This is a genomic window from Pseudoalteromonas sp. OF7H-1 (assembly GCF_022347825.1).
GTDB lineage: Bacteria > Pseudomonadota > Gammaproteobacteria > Enterobacterales > Alteromonadaceae > Pseudoalteromonas > Pseudoalteromonas maricaloris.
Genome location: NZ_JAKRFX010000005.1, coordinates 204,148 through 220,610, shown reverse-complemented (window position 1 = coordinate 220,610; position 16,463 = coordinate 204,148). Strand labels below are relative to the sequence as shown.

13 protein-coding genes and 1 tRNA gene are annotated in these 16,463 nt (G+C 43.7%); 12 read left to right on the top strand and 2 right to left on the bottom strand.

The genetic code is table 11. The features are described 5' to 3' along the window. Nucleotides 1-85: 85 nt before the first annotated feature. Nucleotides 86-1,333, top strand: a complete 1,248-nt coding sequence (locus tag MHN30_RS08795; protein WP_239359266.1) for a serine hydrolase domain-containing protein — start codon at nucleotides 86-88, stop codon at nucleotides 1,331-1,333. Here MHN30_RS08795 and yhbY read toward each other — a convergent pair. Next, complete coding sequence (gene yhbY / locus MHN30_RS08790; protein WP_010373854.1) at nucleotides 1,330-1,626, bottom strand: ribosome assembly RNA-binding protein YhbY; 297 nt, start codon at nucleotides 1,624-1,626, stop codon at nucleotides 1,330-1,332. The genes MHN30_RS08795 and yhbY overlap by 4 nt on opposite strands. Before the next feature lie 86 nt (nucleotides 1,627-1,712). On the opposite strand from yhbY, the gene rlmE reads away from it, so the two are divergent. The 9 genes from rlmE (at nucleotide 1,713) to MHN30_RS08745 (ending at nucleotide 11,440) form a co-directional block, all read left to right on the top strand. Continuing rightward, nucleotides 1,713-2,342 carry a 23S rRNA (uridine(2552)-2'-O)-methyltransferase RlmE gene (gene rlmE, locus MHN30_RS08785; RefSeq protein ID WP_017215956.1) on the top strand — a complete coding sequence of 210 codons (630 nt, stop codon included), beginning with the start codon at nucleotides 1,713-1,715 and terminating at the stop codon, nucleotides 2,340-2,342. Between the two features lie 67 nt (nucleotides 2,343-2,409). Then, nucleotides 2,410-4,362 (top strand): ATP-dependent zinc metalloprotease FtsH, encoded by a 1,953-nt coding sequence (gene ftsH / locus MHN30_RS08780; protein ID WP_130164305.1) that lies wholly within the window; start codon nucleotides 2,410-2,412, stop codon nucleotides 4,360-4,362. A gap of 146 nt (nucleotides 4,363-4,508) precedes the next feature. Further along, a complete protein-coding gene (gene folP / locus MHN30_RS08775) occupies nucleotides 4,509-5,354 on the top strand; it encodes a dihydropteroate synthase (protein ID WP_130164304.1) in 846 nt (281 codons plus the stop codon). Beyond that, entirely contained in the window at nucleotides 5,351-6,691 is a 1,341-nt protein-coding gene (gene glmM / locus MHN30_RS08770) for a phosphoglucosamine mutase (RefSeq protein ID WP_130164303.1), read from the top strand. The genes folP and glmM overlap by 4 nt, the downstream gene beginning before the upstream one ends. A gap of 79 nt (nucleotides 6,692-6,770) precedes the next feature. Beyond that, a complete protein-coding gene (gene tpiA / locus MHN30_RS08765; protein WP_239359264.1) occupies nucleotides 6,771-7,511 on the top strand; it encodes a triose-phosphate isomerase in 741 nt (246 codons plus the stop codon). Between the two features lie 4 nt (nucleotides 7,512-7,515). Further along, nucleotides 7,516-7,863: a preprotein translocase subunit SecG gene (gene secG / locus MHN30_RS08760; RefSeq protein WP_010373860.1), complete on the top strand. Its 348-nt coding sequence runs from the start codon at nucleotides 7,516-7,518 to the stop codon at nucleotides 7,861-7,863. A gap of 23 nt (nucleotides 7,864-7,886) precedes the next feature. Then, a tRNA-Leu gene (locus MHN30_RS08755) sits at nucleotides 7,887-7,971 on the top strand. Nucleotides 7,972-8,462: 491 nt separating this feature from the next. Next, complete coding sequence (locus tag MHN30_RS08750; protein ID WP_239359262.1) at nucleotides 8,463-10,706, top strand: TonB-dependent receptor; 2,244 nt, start codon at nucleotides 8,463-8,465, stop codon at nucleotides 10,704-10,706. Between the two features lie 329 nt (nucleotides 10,707-11,035). Continuing rightward, nucleotides 11,036-11,440: a PaaI family thioesterase gene (locus tag MHN30_RS08745; protein ID WP_223193607.1), complete on the top strand. Its 405-nt coding sequence runs from the start codon at nucleotides 11,036-11,038 to the stop codon at nucleotides 11,438-11,440. Nucleotides 11,441-11,563: 123 nt separating this feature from the next. Here MHN30_RS08745 and MHN30_RS08740 read toward each other — a convergent pair whose 3' ends face one another. After that, nucleotides 11,564-13,816, bottom strand: coding sequence for a TonB-dependent receptor (locus tag MHN30_RS08740; RefSeq protein WP_239359260.1), 2,253 nt, complete (start codon nucleotides 13,814-13,816; stop codon nucleotides 11,564-11,566). Nucleotides 13,817-14,069: 253 nt separating this feature from the next. Between MHN30_RS08740 and MHN30_RS08735 the strand changes: the two genes are divergently transcribed. Next, nucleotides 14,070-15,071, top strand: a complete 1,002-nt coding sequence (locus tag MHN30_RS08735) for a substrate-binding domain-containing protein (RefSeq protein WP_239359258.1) — start codon at nucleotides 14,070-14,072, stop codon at nucleotides 15,069-15,071. 129 nt (nucleotides 15,072-15,200) lie between these two features. Beyond that, nucleotides 15,201-16,463: an MFS transporter gene (locus MHN30_RS08730; protein ID WP_239359256.1), complete on the top strand. Its 1,263-nt coding sequence runs from the start codon at nucleotides 15,201-15,203 to the stop codon at nucleotides 16,461-16,463.

Here is a 16,463-nt window from a genome sequence, read left to right as displayed (position 1 = left end):
TTAAACAGTTATTTTCTTATATTTAGTGAGTTCCGCCAATTCATCATGTTAGTATGGCGGGCGAGTGTTAATGAAATGAGTCATTATGAAGTCGCTAATTCTCACATTAGTTTGTTTTTTTTGCATTAGTTATCCAAAAATAACGATTGCAAAAACCCCAAACCAGCAATGGTCACAATTTTTAAAGAGCTATTCTAAGCAAGTCGAGCGCAAACTAAAAGAAAAATCGGTGCCCGGTGCTGCTTTATCCGTCGTGCATGTCGAGCACGGCAGCTACGCAGAAGGTTTTGGCAAGACAAAAAGTCGACAAGGAAGTGTGGTCAACGAACAAACTCGCTTTCGCTTGGCATCGGTTTCAAAAACGTTTGCAGGAAGTCTGACGGCTAAATTGGCGAGCGAAGGGTATTTTAATATTGACGATAGAGTGGGTAGCTATTTGCCGCAAGTCGCCAAAGGTGATTATAGCCAACTTAAGCTCTATCATTTATTAAGTCACTCGAGTGGCTTAGTGCCTAATGCCTACGATAATTTAATCGAGTCTCGCATGGACTACCCACAAATTGTTGAGCGCTTACTGCAAGTCAAAGCGTTATGTCAGCCCGGGGAGTGTTATGGTTATCAAAATGTCATGTTTAGCTTGATTGGAGATGTTATCGAGCAGGCGACGAATATTAGTTACAAAACTTGGATGGAAGAGTTTGTTTTCGCGCCTCTTAATATGTATGACGCCGGTCTTGGTTACGAGCAAATGACAAAAAATGATAATTTTGCGTGGCCGCATGTCAGAGGGCGAAAGCGTTGGCATACCGCTAAATTAAAGCCGCATTATTATAAAGTACTCCCCGCAGCTGGTGTAAACGCCAGTGCTGCTGATATGGCGCAGTGGTTAAAAGCACAATTAGGTATGTATCCAAGTGTTTTATCACCAGATGCTCTGAGTAAGCAATCAGTGCCGTATACGTTGACGAAACGTGAGCTGCGCAGGCGTGTTTGGCGTAGTCATGTAGAAGAAGCTTACTATGGACTTGGATGGCGAATTTATCGCTATGATGGCAAACTGCTCTATTACCATAGCGGCTGGGTGCAAGGTTATCGTACCGATGTGGTGATTATTCCAGAGCTTGGAATTGGGTTTAGTCTACTGTTAAATGCAGAGAGTGGCATTATTAATCAGCTAACGAACGACTTTATTGTTGACGCATTGGCGCTTGAGAAGAAATTAATGCCTCAGGTGAGTGAGCAGGAAATTAAGAAAGTAAAAGCAGAAGAAGCGAGTTTATTACAAGAGATTGCGACGTCTTCTGATGAAAACGTCGCAGACAACAAAGATTAGTTACGAGGTAACTGGATCTTTTTGTCTTCGCTTTGGCGGTACAATACAATGATATGGCCAATGGTTTGTACTTTATGTGCATTTGTTTCACGAACAATTGCTTCAAAAATCAGTTTCTTAGTTTCACGATCATTGGTTGGTACTTTTACCTTGATGAGTTCGTGAATGTTCAGGTTTTGCTCAATTTCAGCCATGACGCCTTCGGTTAGGCCGTTTGCGCCTAGAAGAACAACAGGGTTTAAAGAATGAGCTAGCCCTTTTAGGAACTGCTTTTGTTTATTTGATAAGGTCATATTGATACAATCTTATTTATTAAAAGGCTTGAATTATCGATATTCTAACGCCATCTAGACAATATTACTAATGAGTTGTAGTTAATATGGCAAATAAAAAACATTCCGCCAGTTCGAAACGTTGGTTAAAAGAACACGTAGAAGACCCGTATGTACATGAAGCCCAAAAACGTGGCTATCGTTCACGAGCGGTTTTTAAGCTGGAAGAAGTCCAGCAAAAGGATAAATTGATCCGCAAAGGAATGACGGTAGTTGATTTAGGGGCTGCTCCGGGGAGCTGGTCGCAGTATCTCGCAGAGCAGGTAGATATTGACGGGCAAGTTATTGCTTGTGATATCTTACCGATGGACTCATTAGCGGGTGTCGATTTCCTTCAGGGGGACTTCAGAGAAGAAGCGGTATTAAATGCATTACTGGATAGAATAAACGGCAAGAATGTTGATGTGGTTTTTTCTGATATGGCACCAAATATGAGCGGAAATATGTCAACCGATCAATCTGGCAGTATGTATCTGGTCGAGCTAGCATTAGATATGTGCCATCAAGTGCTAAAACCAAACGGTGCATTTGCGGTTAAAGTTTTCCAAGGAGAAGGCTTTGATCAATTTGTACAAGAGGTACGTAATTGTTTTAAGGTCGTAAAGATCCGTAAACCAAAAGCGTCTCGCCCTCGTTCACGCGAAGTATATGTAGTGGCGACGGGCTACAAACTGTAGTACAGTTGGAAAGCATCAAGTTGAATTTGAATTTTTTTGGATACAAGAGGTTAACTCCTTGAGCGATATGGCTAAAAATCTAATACTCTGGTTAGTGATTGCAGTAGTGCTAATGACTGTGTTCCAGAGCTTTAACGGTGGCGAACAGTATGATCGCCAAACGAGTTACACACAATTTGTAAAGGATGTGCGCAATGGCTCTGTAAGAGAAGTCAGTATTGATCGTCAAACCGGCGTGATTAGTGGCGTTCGTTCGAGTGGAGATCGTTTTCAAACAGTAATTCCATTAACTGATTTGGATTTGGTTAATGACTTACTTAAGAACGACGTGAATATCAAAGGTGTTGCACCGGAAGAGCAATCTTTCCTTGCGAATATCTTTATTTCTTGGTTCCCAATGCTACTGCTTATCGGGGTATGGATTTTCTTCATGCGCCAAATGCAAGGCGGTGGCGGCAAAGGCGCAATGTCGTTTGGTAAAAGTAAAGCTCGATTAATGAGCGAAGACCAAGTTAAGACAACATTTGCGGACGTTGCTGGTTGTGACGAAGCGAAAGAAGATGTTACTGAGCTAGTAGATTTCTTGCGTGACCCGTCAAAGTTCCAAAAGTTGGGCGGTAGCATTCCGAAAGGCGTGTTGATGGTTGGTCCTCCAGGTACGGGTAAAACCCTACTTGCTAAAGCCGTTGCTGGCGAAGCAAAAGTACCATTCTTTACCATTTCCGGTTCTGACTTCGTAGAAATGTTTGTTGGTGTTGGTGCATCTCGTGTTCGTGACATGTTTGAACAGGCAAAGAAAGCTGCGCCTTGTATCATCTTTATCGATGAAATCGATGCGGTAGGCCGTAAACGTGGCGCAGGTATGGGCGGTGGTCACGACGAGCGTGAGCAAACACTTAACCAAATGCTTGTAGAAATGGATGGCTTTGAGGGTAACGAAGGTATTATCGTTATTGCTGCTACTAACCGTCCTGATGTACTAGACCCTGCATTATTACGTCCTGGTCGTTTCGATCGCCAAGTAGTGGTCGGTCTTCCGGATATTCGTGGCCGTGAACAAATCTTAAACGTTCACATGCGTAAAGTGCCTTTAGACGATAATGTTGAAGCGTCTGTGATTGCGCGTGGTACGCCGGGCTTTTCTGGTGCTGACTTAGCTAACCTTGTGAATGAAGCTGCACTGTTTGCCGCTCGTGGCAACAAGCGTAAGGTAAGTATGGCGGAATTTGACGCCGCGAAAGATAAAATCATGATGGGTGCTGAGCGTAAGTCCATGGTGATGAGCGAGCAAGAGAAGGAAATGACGGCTTATCACGAAGCCGGTCACGCGATTGTTGGTCGTTTAGTGCCTGAGCATGATCCTGTATATAAAGTGTCGATTATTCCACGTGGTCGCGCATTAGGTGTAACAATGTACTTACCGGAGCAAGACCGTGTAAGTCACTCTAAGCAACACCTAGAATCTATGCTTTCGAGTTTATACGGTGGTCGTATCGCTGAAGCGCTGATTTACGGCGATGACAAAGTAACAACAGGCGCGAGCAACGATATTGAGCGCGCAACCGATATTGCTAAGAAAATGGTTACTCAGTGGGGCTTAAGTCCGAAACTTGGTCCACAGATGTACTTAGAAGAGCAAGGCGAGATGTACATGGGTGGTGGTTCTCACCGCATGTCAGGTATGTCAGATGAAACCGCTAAGCTTATTGATGCTGAAATTAAAGATTTCATCGATCGCAACTACCAACGTGCGGAGCAAATCCTAAAAGATAATATGGATATTCTTCACACGATGAAAGATGCGTTGATGAAATACGAAACGATTGATGCATTGCAGATTGATGATCTAATGGAGCGTCGTGATGTTCGTCCACCAAGGGATGCACATGACATTAAGCCAGAGAAAAAAGCAGAATCTGCAAAAGCAACAGACATAAAGCCTGAGCCTAAAGCTGAAAAACCAGCAGAAGAGCAGTCAAACGACACATCATCAAACTCAGAGCTTGATGACAAATCGTAAGATTAGGTAGAATACGACAGCCCCGAGCAATCGGGGCTTTTTTGTATCAGTTGATATAAGTTTTATGACATTCGATGCGAGAACTTAAATCAACTGCTATAAGCCTTTCGTTATCGCCAAACTTAGACTACAGAAATAGGTATAGAATGTACGAGTTACGTTTACCCAAAGGGCGCACCCTTAGTTTAGATAAGCCTCAGGTAATGGGGATTTTAAATGTTACTCCCGACTCATTTTCTGATGGTGGACATTTTACTCACCTTGATAGCGCAATCGAGCAAGCAAATTTAATGCTTTCACAAGGCGCTACCATCTTAGACATAGGTGGAGAGTCCACTCGTCCCGGCGCGCCAGACGTACAATTAGAAGAAGAATTACAGCGCGTAATACCGATTATTAAAGCAATTCGCACACACTCTAACTGTGTGATTTCGGTAGATACTAGTAAAGCCGAGGTAATGAAACAAGCAATAGAGGCTGGCGCTGATATCATTAATGATGTTCGAGCGTTGCAAGAGCCAGGCGCGCTTGAAGTCGCAGCTCAATACAGTGATGTACCAATTTGTTTAATGCATATGCAAGGTCAACCTCGCTCAATGCAAAATAACCCTCACTATGATGACTTATTTTCAGACATCAGTCAGTTTTTCGAAGCTAGGATCAGTGCGTGCAAGCAAGCTGGGATTAATATCAATCGGCTGATTTTAGATCCTGGTTTTGGCTTCGGTAAATCTCTAGAGCATAACTTTCAGATATTAGGTGGGTTGGATAAGTTTCACGCTTTCAATTTGCCTATTCTGACAGGCCTCTCTAGAAAGTCCATGTTTGGACAACTACTCACTCGGGAAACGCATGAGCGCGTAGCTGCGAGTCTAGCTGGTGCATTGATATGTGCGCAGAAAGGCGCGCACATAATTCGTGTTCATGACGTAAAAGAAACAAGCGACGCGCTTAATGTATGGCTAGCGTCGGTCAATGGAGTTACTCAATGACAACAAGAAAGTACTTCGGTACGGATGGTGTAAGGGGCATGGTGGGCGAGTTCCCAATTACGCCTGAATTTGCAATGAAGCTAGGCTGGGCGGCTGGAAAAGTGCTGTCTGAGCGTGGTACCAAAAAGGTAATTATTGGCAAAGATACCCGCATTTCTGGCTACCTTCTTGAAACCGCGTTAGAGGCTGGGTTAATTGCCGCGGGGATCAATGTGATTTTATTGGGGCCTATGCCGACACCTGCTGTTGCTTACTTGACACAAACGTTCAGAGCTGAGGCTGGTATTGTGATCAGCGCATCTCATAATCCATACCATGACAATGGCATCAAGTTTTTTGGTGGCGATGGTAAAAAGCTCCCTGACGAGGTGGAACTTGCAATAGAAGCAAAGCTGGATGAACCGATGACGTGTGTCGCGTCCGAAAAACTCGGTAAAGCTAAGCGTCTAGAGAGTGCTGATGGTCGCTATATCGAATTTTGTAAAGGCCAGTTTCCTAAAGAGCTATCGCTTGAAGGGTTGAAAGTGGTGTTGGACTGCGCAAATGGCGCGACTTATCACATTGCACCAAGTGTCATGCGTGAACTTGGTGCGGATGTGATCACAACCGCATGTGAACCTAATGGTGTCAACATCAACGAAAAATGCGGTGCAACGCATGTCGAAGCGTTGAAAAAAGCCGTGCTTGAACATCAAGCAGATGTTGGTATCGCTTATGATGGTGATGGTGACCGAGTCATGATGGTCGATCACGACGGTCATGTATTTGATGGTGATGACATTGTTTATATTATTGCATGCCAAGCTCATACCGATGGCACATTAGGTGGCGGCGTTGTCGGTACGGTAATGTCTAACATGGGGCTCGAAAACGCCCTTAAATCACGCGGAATTGCTTTTGAGCGCAGTAAAGTCGGTGACCGCTATGTAATGGAGCTTCTTGGTGAGAAAGGCTGGAAAATCGGCGGCGAAAGTTCAGGTCACGTTTTAAATCTGGATCTTATCAGCACCGGTGATGGCATTGTCTCTAGCTTACAAGTGCTTGCAGCCATGGTTGCGCAGAATAAAACATTAAAGGATTTGGGTGAGGGTTTTAGCAAATACCCAATGAAGATGATTAACGTGCGCTATAGCACTAAAGATGATCCAACCGAGCAAGACGCTGTTAAAGCAGTCGTCGCTGAAGTTGAAACTCAGCTTGCCGGCAAGGGCAGAGTGCTATTGCGTAAATCTGGTACAGAGCCAGTGGTTCGCGTCATGGTTGAAGCTCAGCAACAGAAGCAAGTTATCGATTTTGCCCAAAAAATCGCTGAAGTTGTTGAATCTGTGAGCAATTAAACCAAAAATTAAATTTATTTCTTGTAACTTCGGGTGAGTAGAGTTAGTATCTCACCCGCTTTCTACTGCGGAGTATCGTATGACAACTAGAAAGCAAATTGTTGCTGGTAACTGGAAAATGAATGGCTCAAAGGCCCTCGTTGACCAAATATCAGAAGCAGTAAGCAATCAAACATTTCAAGCAGATGTAATTGTTTTTCCTCCTGCCATGCTCATTGAGCAAGCAGCAAGTAAAGGGCTTACTGTCGGAACACAAACTGTTTCGGAATATAAAGAAGGCGCATACACTGGAGAAATTCAGGCGTCCCTAGCAAAATCGCTAGGTGCAACATATACCTTAGTTGGTCACTCAGAGCGTCGAGCTATTTATGGCGAAAGCGACGAAGATGTTGCAAACAAATTTGCACATGCTCAAGAACAAGGTTTGACACCAATTTTATGTGTTGGTGAGACCGAAGAAGAAAGAGAAAATGGGCAGACAGAGCAAGTCGTTGCTAGACAAATAAACGCGGTTATTACCAAATTAGGTGTGGCAGCGCTAACTCACTCTGTGATAGCATACGAACCTGTTTGGGCTATTGGTACTGGTAAAACAGCATCTCCAGAGCAAGCGCAAGCAGTACACAAATTTATACGTAATTTGCTTTCAGAAAATGACAAGCAAATTGCACAATCACTGCAGCTTCTTTACGGTGGCAGTGTTAATGAACAGAACAGTGAATTGTTATTCGCACAAGACGATATAGACGGTGGACTTATCGGTGGCGCAAGCCTAAAGCCTGAGAGTTTCACAGCTATATGCAGAAGTGCAAAAGGATAAGTAAATGTACGAAATTCTAATGGTTGTTTACTTAATTGTAGCGTTAGCACTAATTGGTATGGTGTTGATTCAGCAAGGTAAAGGTGCAGATATGGGCTCTTCGTTTGGTGCGGGTGCATCAGCGACAGTTTTCGGCTCATCAGGCGCAGGCAACTTTATGACTAAGACAACAACAATCTTAGCAACGATCTTCTTTGTGCTAAGCATTGTTCTAGGTAACCTAACTACGGGTCAGATTAAGAAGACTAATGAGTGGGAAAATCTAGAGGCACCAGCTGCTGCAACAACAGTTCCAGCGACAAATGATGTGCCAGCGACAGAAGAAAATCCAGCTTCTGACGTACCTAACTAATCGTTAGGAAATACACCGAATTTGCGAATGTGGTGGAATTGGTAGACACGCCATCTTGAGGGGGTGGTGGCTTCGGCCGTGGGGGTTCAAGTCCCCCCATTCGCACCAAATAAAAAAACCAGCTTATGCTGGTTTTTTTTCGTCTATCGTTTACCACTAAGCCTAATACTAATTAGTCTTACCATTCACAGCTTCATTAATAGAAGTTATTTTCAAATGAACCTAGAACCACGGCAAAAACCTAGACAGAAGTTTCACTTTAGTAACATATCATCCTGCTATTCAGTATAATTATTTGTTCTATAACGCTTTTTTATAAAAATTAATTTCCTAATATTGGTTTTATTATGGTTACAAAAACCCAAAAAGTAATTTTTATTAAATAATTATTTCAATTTATCCCCGTTGTGACTATAATACCCCTCCAGAGGAAAGAGATGCCCCTAGTGCATCTTTTTTTATGCCCAAAATTTGTAGTGTCCAAATCTATTTAGATTTTACGGATTACAGGGCTAGAAGTAATAACACCTAGCTTGTTACTTCTCTAGTTTGCGACCTCTCGCAACTAGTACACACACGGTGATTCCTTTGGAGATTATATGATTACAGTTTTACCTCGCCTTGGTTTATCTGCGATTTCAGCTGCAGTGTTAGCAGCCGTAGCCCTTCCTAGTACAGCATTGGCTGAGCAAGCTAATGTAGAGCAAGAAAAACAAGTGTTTGAAAAAATAGAAGTGACTGCTCGTAAACGTACTGAAAGTTTGTTCGAAACGCCTACTGCGATTACTTCTATCGGTGCTAGTGATATTGATAAAGCCAATATCAGCAATCTAGACGATATTGGTAAGTTCGTTCCAAACTTAAATATTACTCGTTATGGTGTAGGTAACGCTGCACATGCTTCTGTATTTATCCGTGGTATTGGTCTACAAGACCATGTGATCACAACAGACCCTGGTGTTGGTGTTTATGTAGATGGTGTATACCTTGGCCGTCAGATGGGTTCTAACCTTTCACTGCCTAATGTTGAACGCGTAGAAGTACTACGTGGTCCACAAGGTACACTTTACGGCCGCAACACATTAGGCGGTGCGGTAAATGTGATCACTAAACAACCTGGCGCTGAAGAAGTTGCACGCGTTGAAGCTAAAATAGGTTCTCGCGGTCGTTTAGCGACTGATCTTTATACAAGCCAAACGTTAACAGACACACTAAGCTTTTCTGCAAGTGCTTCTTATAAAGAGCGTGATGGTGTAGGTAAAGCAATCAACTTAGCAAATCCTGAAAAAGAAATCGGCGAAGAGCAAGAGTTTAGTGGTCGTTTAGCACTTAGATGGCAAGCGACGAATGATTTAGTTGTCACTGCCGCATTTGACGGTGTTGAAAACGAGTCTGGTCAATCACCGTATACTATCGAATTAACAGAGCGTGTTGACCCGAATGATCCTACTAAAGGTGATTTCCCATTGCTAGATGAATCTATGCTGCCAAACAATCCTGATGATTTGGCAACAACGGTTGCAGGCATTGAAAGCACTGATTATTCTGGTTGGGGCGGCTCAGTGACTGCAGATTGGCAAGCAAGTGATGTTTACTCGGTTAAATTTATCGCAAGCAAGCGTAGCTCTGAATATACCGGCGGCCTAGATGACGATGCGGTAGCACTTAATCTATCTGAATTCCCAGAAGAAGGCGGTGCAGATCAGTACTCATTTGAACTACAACTAAACGGTACTTATGACTCTTGGGATTTTGTATCGGGTCTTTATTACTTTAACGAAGACGGTTTTACCAGCTCTGGTCCGTTCGTATTTAGCCCTTTTAACACGCCAAATGGTTTATTAAATGATGGTCAGACCGCTTCTTTCGGTGGCTACGGTTACTTTGATATCAACCAAGAAACCGATGCCTATGCGGCTTACATCAATGCAAGCTTTGACATAACTGAGCTGCTCAGCATTGGTGGTGGTTTACGTTACTCTGAAGACAAAAAAGAGGCAAATGCGCTGTTCCCAAGCTTTGGTGCTCGTAAATACGTAAGCGCAGATTTTGACGAAGTAACATGGGACGTAAACGCGTCATACCAGCTAACTCGCGATATCAATGTTTACGCACAGGTCCAAAAAGGATATCAAAGTGGCGGCTTCCCACCACGTCCATTTGGTGGTCCAGATCAATTCGTAGCGTTTGATGAAACTAAAGCGATTAACTACGAAATCGGTTTCAAAGGCCAAGTGCATGAAAACGTATCTATGATGGTTGCTGCATTTGTAACGGATTACACCGATCTGGCGTTACCTTTCAACGACCCGACTGCTGGCGGTGGCTTTGTCACTATCGTGGAAAATGCGGGTGAGTCAAAAGCGCAAGGTATTGAACTTGAAACAACAATAGCAATCACTGATGATTTCTCGGTGCGTAGCTCAATTGGTTATCTAGACTCTGAAATTACCCATGTTGATGAGGGGGTGAAGGGTATTGCTAAAGGCGATGCGCCAGCACTCACACCTCGATGGACTGTGATGGTGGCACCATCTTACTTCCATGACTTAGAGCACGGTGCAACGATTGCAGTTAATGCAAGCTACTCATACCGCTCAGATATGCAAGGACAATCAAAAACACTTCTTAGTGAGCATATTGAATCACGCGAACTGCTTGGGTTTAACATTTCATACACCAACGCTGAAGGCGATATGGAAGTAACGCTATACGGCGAAAACGTGCTAAACGAAGTATATGATGTAGGTCGTCTGCAACAAACTGGCTTTGTTGGTGTCATGCGCAGCAATGACCGCAGTGAGTTTGGTATTAAGTTCAAAAAAGAGTTCTGGTTAGATTAATCCAGCCCTTGTTTGAATATAGAAAAAGCCGCTTAGTTTCTAGCTAAGCGGCTTTTTGGTTTTAAGTGTCTTGTCCTAAATTATTTTGAAAAGTTTATACCAATTAATCTAATTGTTATTAAAACTCATTCAGAATAATGCTAAGAAATTGATATAACGGCTTGTTTACATTGTGATTGATCTATGGAAATCTAGCGATAGGCAATATTTCTAGCCCAGCTTTTATTCGCGTTGAGCTAATCATATCGCTACCTATAAACGTGAAGGCTGTTCGCGATGTAGAGTCTATTTGAGCGTTGATATTTTTAAATATTACTAAGGAGAGAAAGTTGAGCAATACTATGTTAGAAGAAGGAAAGGAGATCCTAGCACAGCAGTCTTTTAGTTTATTGTTAGGCGCTGAGTTGGAGGTGTTTGAGGTTGGCGTTGCTGAGTTAAGCCTTGCTATTCGAGATGATCTTAAACAAAACTATGGTTTTGCACATGGCGGCGTGGTTAGCTATCTAGCTGATAATTGTATTACTTTTGCTGGTGCGTCGGTGCTTGGTAGCTGTGTTACCTCAGAGTATAAAGTGAATTATGTTAGACCCGCTATTGGTGATAAGCTAATCGCGAAGTCAACCGTGTTGTATTCGGGTAAACGTCAGGCGACATGCGAATGTAAGGTATATGCGAAAAGCGGTGACGAAGAAAAGTTGGTGGCGGTTTCTCTTGGCACAATAACTAAGGTTTAGGGTCGCAGGCGGTGTTCTGAAGTGTATTTGCACACAATAAACGTATTAGGTCTTTTTAGCGCTACCAACCTTAGAGATTTGATATAAGCAGGCAGCGCTATGTTAAACGCTTAGTTACAGCAACTAGAACGCATACGCAACGCTAAATTTCACACTCCTTGGCATGATATAGCGGCCGTTAGGTGAATCTGGGTTACGTGGATCCCCCTCGGTGATCCCTTGTTTATCAGTAAGATTATCTACCGCTAGTTGTAATTTTACGCCCTCTGTTGGCTCTACGATAAGGCCAATATCAAGCTTTTCGTAGCCCTCTAACACGACAGTATTTTCATTATCCCCAAAACGGTCATCTACAGCCGAAAGGGTGCCATACAAGGTGGCGTACATACCCGACATTTCAAAGTCATAGCTCGGTGTAATACGGAGCATCCAGTCAGGTTGGCGCTGCGCTTTATTCCCTTCATTGGTCGGGCTTTCAGTAATTTCAGTGTCTTGCCATGTGGCATTCAAGTTTACCGATAGGCCCGACTCATGGTTGTAACTGTAATCAAGTTCTACACCCGTTGCTTCGTTGGTTAGAATTTCCGCAGGTACTCCTGGGCGTCTTACAAACGTGTCGCCTTTTACTTCGTTGGTAAATAAAGTAACAAACAGGTCGCCGGTTTCACCCATATATTTATAGCCAAGCTCAGCTTGTGTGACTTCTTTAATCAGCGACTCGCCCGATTCATAGGTGCTATAGTTATCTCTAAAGTCGTCGAAATAAGGCATTTTATAGCCTTTGTTCATACGCACAAAAACACCTGAATCTAAGCTCAAACTATAGTCAGCACCTAAGGTCCATGAAGTCTTACGTTCATCATAGTCAACCGCTTTGGTGATAGCCCCATCTAAACCTTCGTCGACCGAATACTCAACCTCGTGTTGCTCGCTACGTAAGCCTAAATCTAACTTAAGGGCTTCCGTTGCTTGGTAACTTTGGGTAGTGTAGATGGCCCACGTTGTCGCATCACCAGAACTGTTAATGTCGTAGTTGAAGGCACAACCTGCAACATCGCTATTACACGCGATACCATTCAATGCTTCGCCACCTTGCTCCAACACGTGGTAGGCGGTATTACCTAAGCTCCACCAGTCTTTTGCTGAGGTAGTTGCTGTATAAATACCAAAGGCACTTGACCAATCACCAAAGGTTTTGCTTAAGGCTAAGTCATTGGTGAAAGCTTCGATATCTTTTAATACAACCCAGCGACCATATTGTTGTACCATGGTATCGCCCGCGTATTCATCGCCCGTGACGCTACCTGTTGCGGTTTCACCATTGTCCGCCACTTCACTTAAACGCATCGCACTGCCAGCAGGCACAAGGCCTAGTGTATTTGCATCGCCTTGCGTTAAGCTAAAGCGCTCATTTAATTGCCAGCCGTTTTTGAATTCTACTTTTAAGCTACCTCCAGAAACATGGCCTTTCCAGCCGCGACCATCACCCATATCTACGCTCATCGGTGCATTTTCATCACCGACATAAATAATCGCTTTGCGATTATTCGTTCCCAGCTGAGTAAAGCCCGCATCCACACCCTCAACATTAAGTGGGGTTGGCAGGTACCATGCTCCTCTGTCATCAGTTTGACGGGTATAAAGGTTAAACTCACCGTCAGCAAACTCTTTGGTTAGGTTTATGGTGAATTGATGGCCTTTTTCTGAGGTAAAGCCCGCATCACGGATCCCAGAAGAGCGTTTGATATAACCGCCAACCATGTAGTAAAGGTCATTGGAAATCTCACCACTTAACACGCCGTCAATGCGGTTTAGACCATAGTCTGTGGTGGTGTATTTAAACGTCCCTTCGGTGTCAGCTTGGCCACGTTTAAGTTGAAAGTTAGTTGTTAAGCCCGGCTGACCATTAGACACCACGGGGTTTGGTCCACCACGCAGGCCTTCCATCATACTGATGGTTTCATCGAGTCTGAAAATCGAGGTGTTTTCTAAAAATGAGAGCGTTGGCGCGGGATAGATAGGACTACCTTGCAAATTAACCGTTAAGAATGGTGCATCACCACCGCCTGGAAAGCCGCGAACAAAAACGTTGGCACCGGATTCACCTCCTGAACTTTCAACCCAGATCCCAGGCACCGCTTTAAGCAAGTCAGCGGTACTTTTTGGGGCGAGCTTATCAATTTGCACGGCATCGATGTTAGTCACAGCAAAGCTTGCATCAATTTTTCTGATCCCTGCGCCACCAGGTGTACCCGATACGATGATGGTTTCTACTTTTTCTTTGTTATTGTTCGGTTGTTGTTCAGCCTGAGCTGATGCGCTTAACGCAAGCGTTATAGCAGCAGCGATCAAGCTTAAGGAGTTAGTTTTTATCACGGCTAAAGCCCTCTTGTTGTTGTCATAGACTGGTATTTAACGACTGTCTATTTTTTAAAATAGATCTTAATGCAAACGTTTGCAATGATGTTGTTTAAAAATTTGTCATAAAATGATGTAAGGCGTTACAAATTTACAGTGATTGCTTATCTTTTCTGCTTAGTTAGGGTAGGAGATTCAATTAGTTATGGTTTAAGTATCAAAAAATTGTAAGAATAGCGATGTAATAGTGTGTGCTAAGAAGGGGTTTGCGATGGGAACAACACAATTAAAGCTATCGGATCTAGCAAGGCTAGCTGGAGTCTCTACCTCCACAGCTTCCCGTGCACTCAATGATAACCCTCTGATAAAAAAGGAAACTCGAGAGCGCATTCAGGCGCTTGCAAAAGAGCATCACTTTAGTGTTAACGCGGCGGCTAGTCGCTTACGGATGCAAAAAACCAAAGTCATTGCCGTTATTATCAATCTCGAAGCCGAAACCAAACAATCCGTCGACGACCCATTTTTACTTAAAGTAGTGAGCGATATTAATCGTGCAGTGAACCGAAAAGGCTACGAGTTATTGCTCTCCAATTCTTATATGGCGGGGGAAGACTGGCATGGTTATTTTATTTCTGGCCGTCGAGCCGATGGAGTTATCGTTGTCGGGCAAGGCAAGGAGCAAGCACGAATTGAGCGTGCTGCAAGAGCTGGCACGCCGATCGTGGTATGGGGAGACCCTAAAACTTCTGCAAATTATCCTATCGTTGGGAGTGACAATTTTATTGGTGGCCTTAACGCAACGGAGCACTTAATTGCCAGGGGAGCGTCTAAACTTCTATTTTTGGGCGATCCGGGTCATGCCGAACTTGGTGAGCGCTATCGCGGATTTTGCCATGCGGTGGAAAAAGCCAAGGTAGAAGCGCAAATGATTAAAATCGACATTACTTCAGAGGCTGCCTACGCGAGTATAAACGCTTTGTTGCGAGCGCAAGGACTAATCTTTGATGGGATCTTTGCATGTAGTGATATGGTCGCGCTTGGAGCACTAAAAGCCCTAAAAGAGCGTTACGTTAGCGTACCAAATGACGTACGAATAGTCGGGTTTGACGATATAGCCATGGCACAGATCAGCTTCCCTGCGCTATCTACGATTAAACAAGACACCAATGCGGCGGCACAGTTATTGGTGGAAAAGCTGCTCTCTCAGCTAAGTGGTGAGACATGTGCGTCTCAAGAGGTGCCGTCATTATTAGTGATCAGACAATCTAGTTAACGCAGCACAATATGCGATAACAATCATTAGCTTAAATTGTTTTGATGTGATTTAAAATGCAAACGATTGCAAAAATAAAAAAGTCTGTCTAGACTAAAAAGGAATCACAGTGTTTTAACGAGAATAACAATGAATCGAGCACGTATCATACTTGCCATGGCCGTTAGTTACTTCCTATTTGCTATTTTGCTCAATAGTGTAGGGACGGTCATCTTGCAGTCTATTCATAGCTTCGGCATTACAAAAGCGCAGGCCGCCACCTTAGAGGCATTTAAAGATCTTCCCATCGCCATCGTTTCATTTCTGGTTGCGTCGGTTATCCCTAGGGTCGGATTTAAAATCGCTCTGACCGCAGTGCTCGCGGGCGTAGCATTGATTTGCAGTATCACTCCTATGGTCGCTGAGTTTTGGATTCTTAAATTAGTATTTGCTTGTGTGGGTGCGGCATTTGCGGTGGTCAAAGTGTCGGTTTATGCACTCGTTGGCCAAGTTACTGAAGGGAGTAATCAACATTCAAGCCTGCTTAATTTTATTGAAGGCGTGTTTATGTTAGGGGTCCTCGGCGGTTATTGGATTTTTGCGGCGTTTATTGACAGCGGCGATAACTCTCTTGGCTGGTTAAACGTCTATTTCGTGTTAGCTGTGCTGAGCGCTTTCACCGCATTTATTGTTTGGATCTCCCCAATTGCAAAGCCAGAGCCAACGCAAGCCACCGAGTCTAGTGTCTTTGCATTTATAGCGATGCTAAAGCTTGTGGCTAAGCCGCTTGTGCTGGTATTTGTGATTTCCGCATTTTTATACGTATTGATAGAGCAGAGTATAGGCACTTGGCTGCCTACTTTTAATAATGAGATCTTGTCATTACCGGTGAACATTAGCGTGCAAATTACCAGTGTTTTTGCTGCTTGCTTAGCACTTGGTCGGCTAGGTGCTGGCATTGTGCTAACCAAAGTACATTGGTATGTGGTGTTAAATGTTTGCCTTGCCGCAATGGCAGGATTAGTGATTTTAACGTTACCGATGACTGAGGGTATTGAGAAAACGCTTATTTCTTCGTTATTTGATGCACCCCTTGTGGCTTTTCTCATGCCGCTGATCGGTCTTTTTATGGCGCCTATTTATCCGGTGATTAATTCGGTAATGCTAAGTAGTTTACCCACTACACAGCACGCGTCGATGACAGGGCTAATCGTTGTATTTTCAGCGCTGGGTGGTAGCACGGGTTCAATGATCACAGGTTTAGTATTTCAACATTTTGGTGGTCAACAAGCGTTTTATGGGGCACTTATTCCCATGCTGGTGATTGCTGTGTGTTTATATTTCTTTAAATCGATGAGTGAGTCTAGCCAATCAAATCATGCTCACATGCCAAATCAACAAAAGGTGAGCTGA

Excerpts from the sequence above, each read along its gene's own strand:
- MHN30_RS08735 (WP_239359258.1), top strand. The coding sequence starts at position 14,070 with ATGGGAACAACACAATTAAAGCTATCGGATCTAGCAAGGCTAGCTGGA.
- rlmE (WP_017215956.1), top strand. The coding sequence starts at position 1,713 with ATGGCAAATAAAAAACATTCCGCCAGTTCGAAACGTTGGTTAAAAGAA.
- yhbY (WP_010373854.1), bottom strand. The coding sequence starts at position 1,626 with ATGACCTTATCAAATAAACAAAAGCAGTTCCTAAAAGGGCTAGCTCAT.
- folP (WP_130164304.1), top strand. The coding sequence starts at position 4,509 with ATGTACGAGTTACGTTTACCCAAAGGGCGCACCCTTAGTTTAGATAAG.
- glmM (WP_130164303.1), top strand. The coding sequence starts at position 5,351 with ATGACAACAAGAAAGTACTTCGGTACGGATGGTGTAAGGGGCATGGTG.
- secG (WP_010373860.1), top strand. The coding sequence starts at position 7,516 with ATGTACGAAATTCTAATGGTTGTTTACTTAATTGTAGCGTTAGCACTA.
- MHN30_RS08795 (WP_239359266.1), top strand. The coding sequence starts at position 86 with ATGAAGTCGCTAATTCTCACATTAGTTTGTTTTTTTTGCATTAGTTAT.
- tpiA (WP_239359264.1), top strand. The coding sequence starts at position 6,771 with ATGACAACTAGAAAGCAAATTGTTGCTGGTAACTGGAAAATGAATGGC.
- MHN30_RS08730 (WP_239359256.1), top strand. The coding sequence starts at position 15,201 with ATGAATCGAGCACGTATCATACTTGCCATGGCCGTTAGTTACTTCCTA.
- ftsH (WP_130164305.1), top strand. The coding sequence starts at position 2,410 with ATGGCTAAAAATCTAATACTCTGGTTAGTGATTGCAGTAGTGCTAATG.
- MHN30_RS08750 (WP_239359262.1), top strand. The coding sequence starts at position 8,463 with ATGATTACAGTTTTACCTCGCCTTGGTTTATCTGCGATTTCAGCTGCA.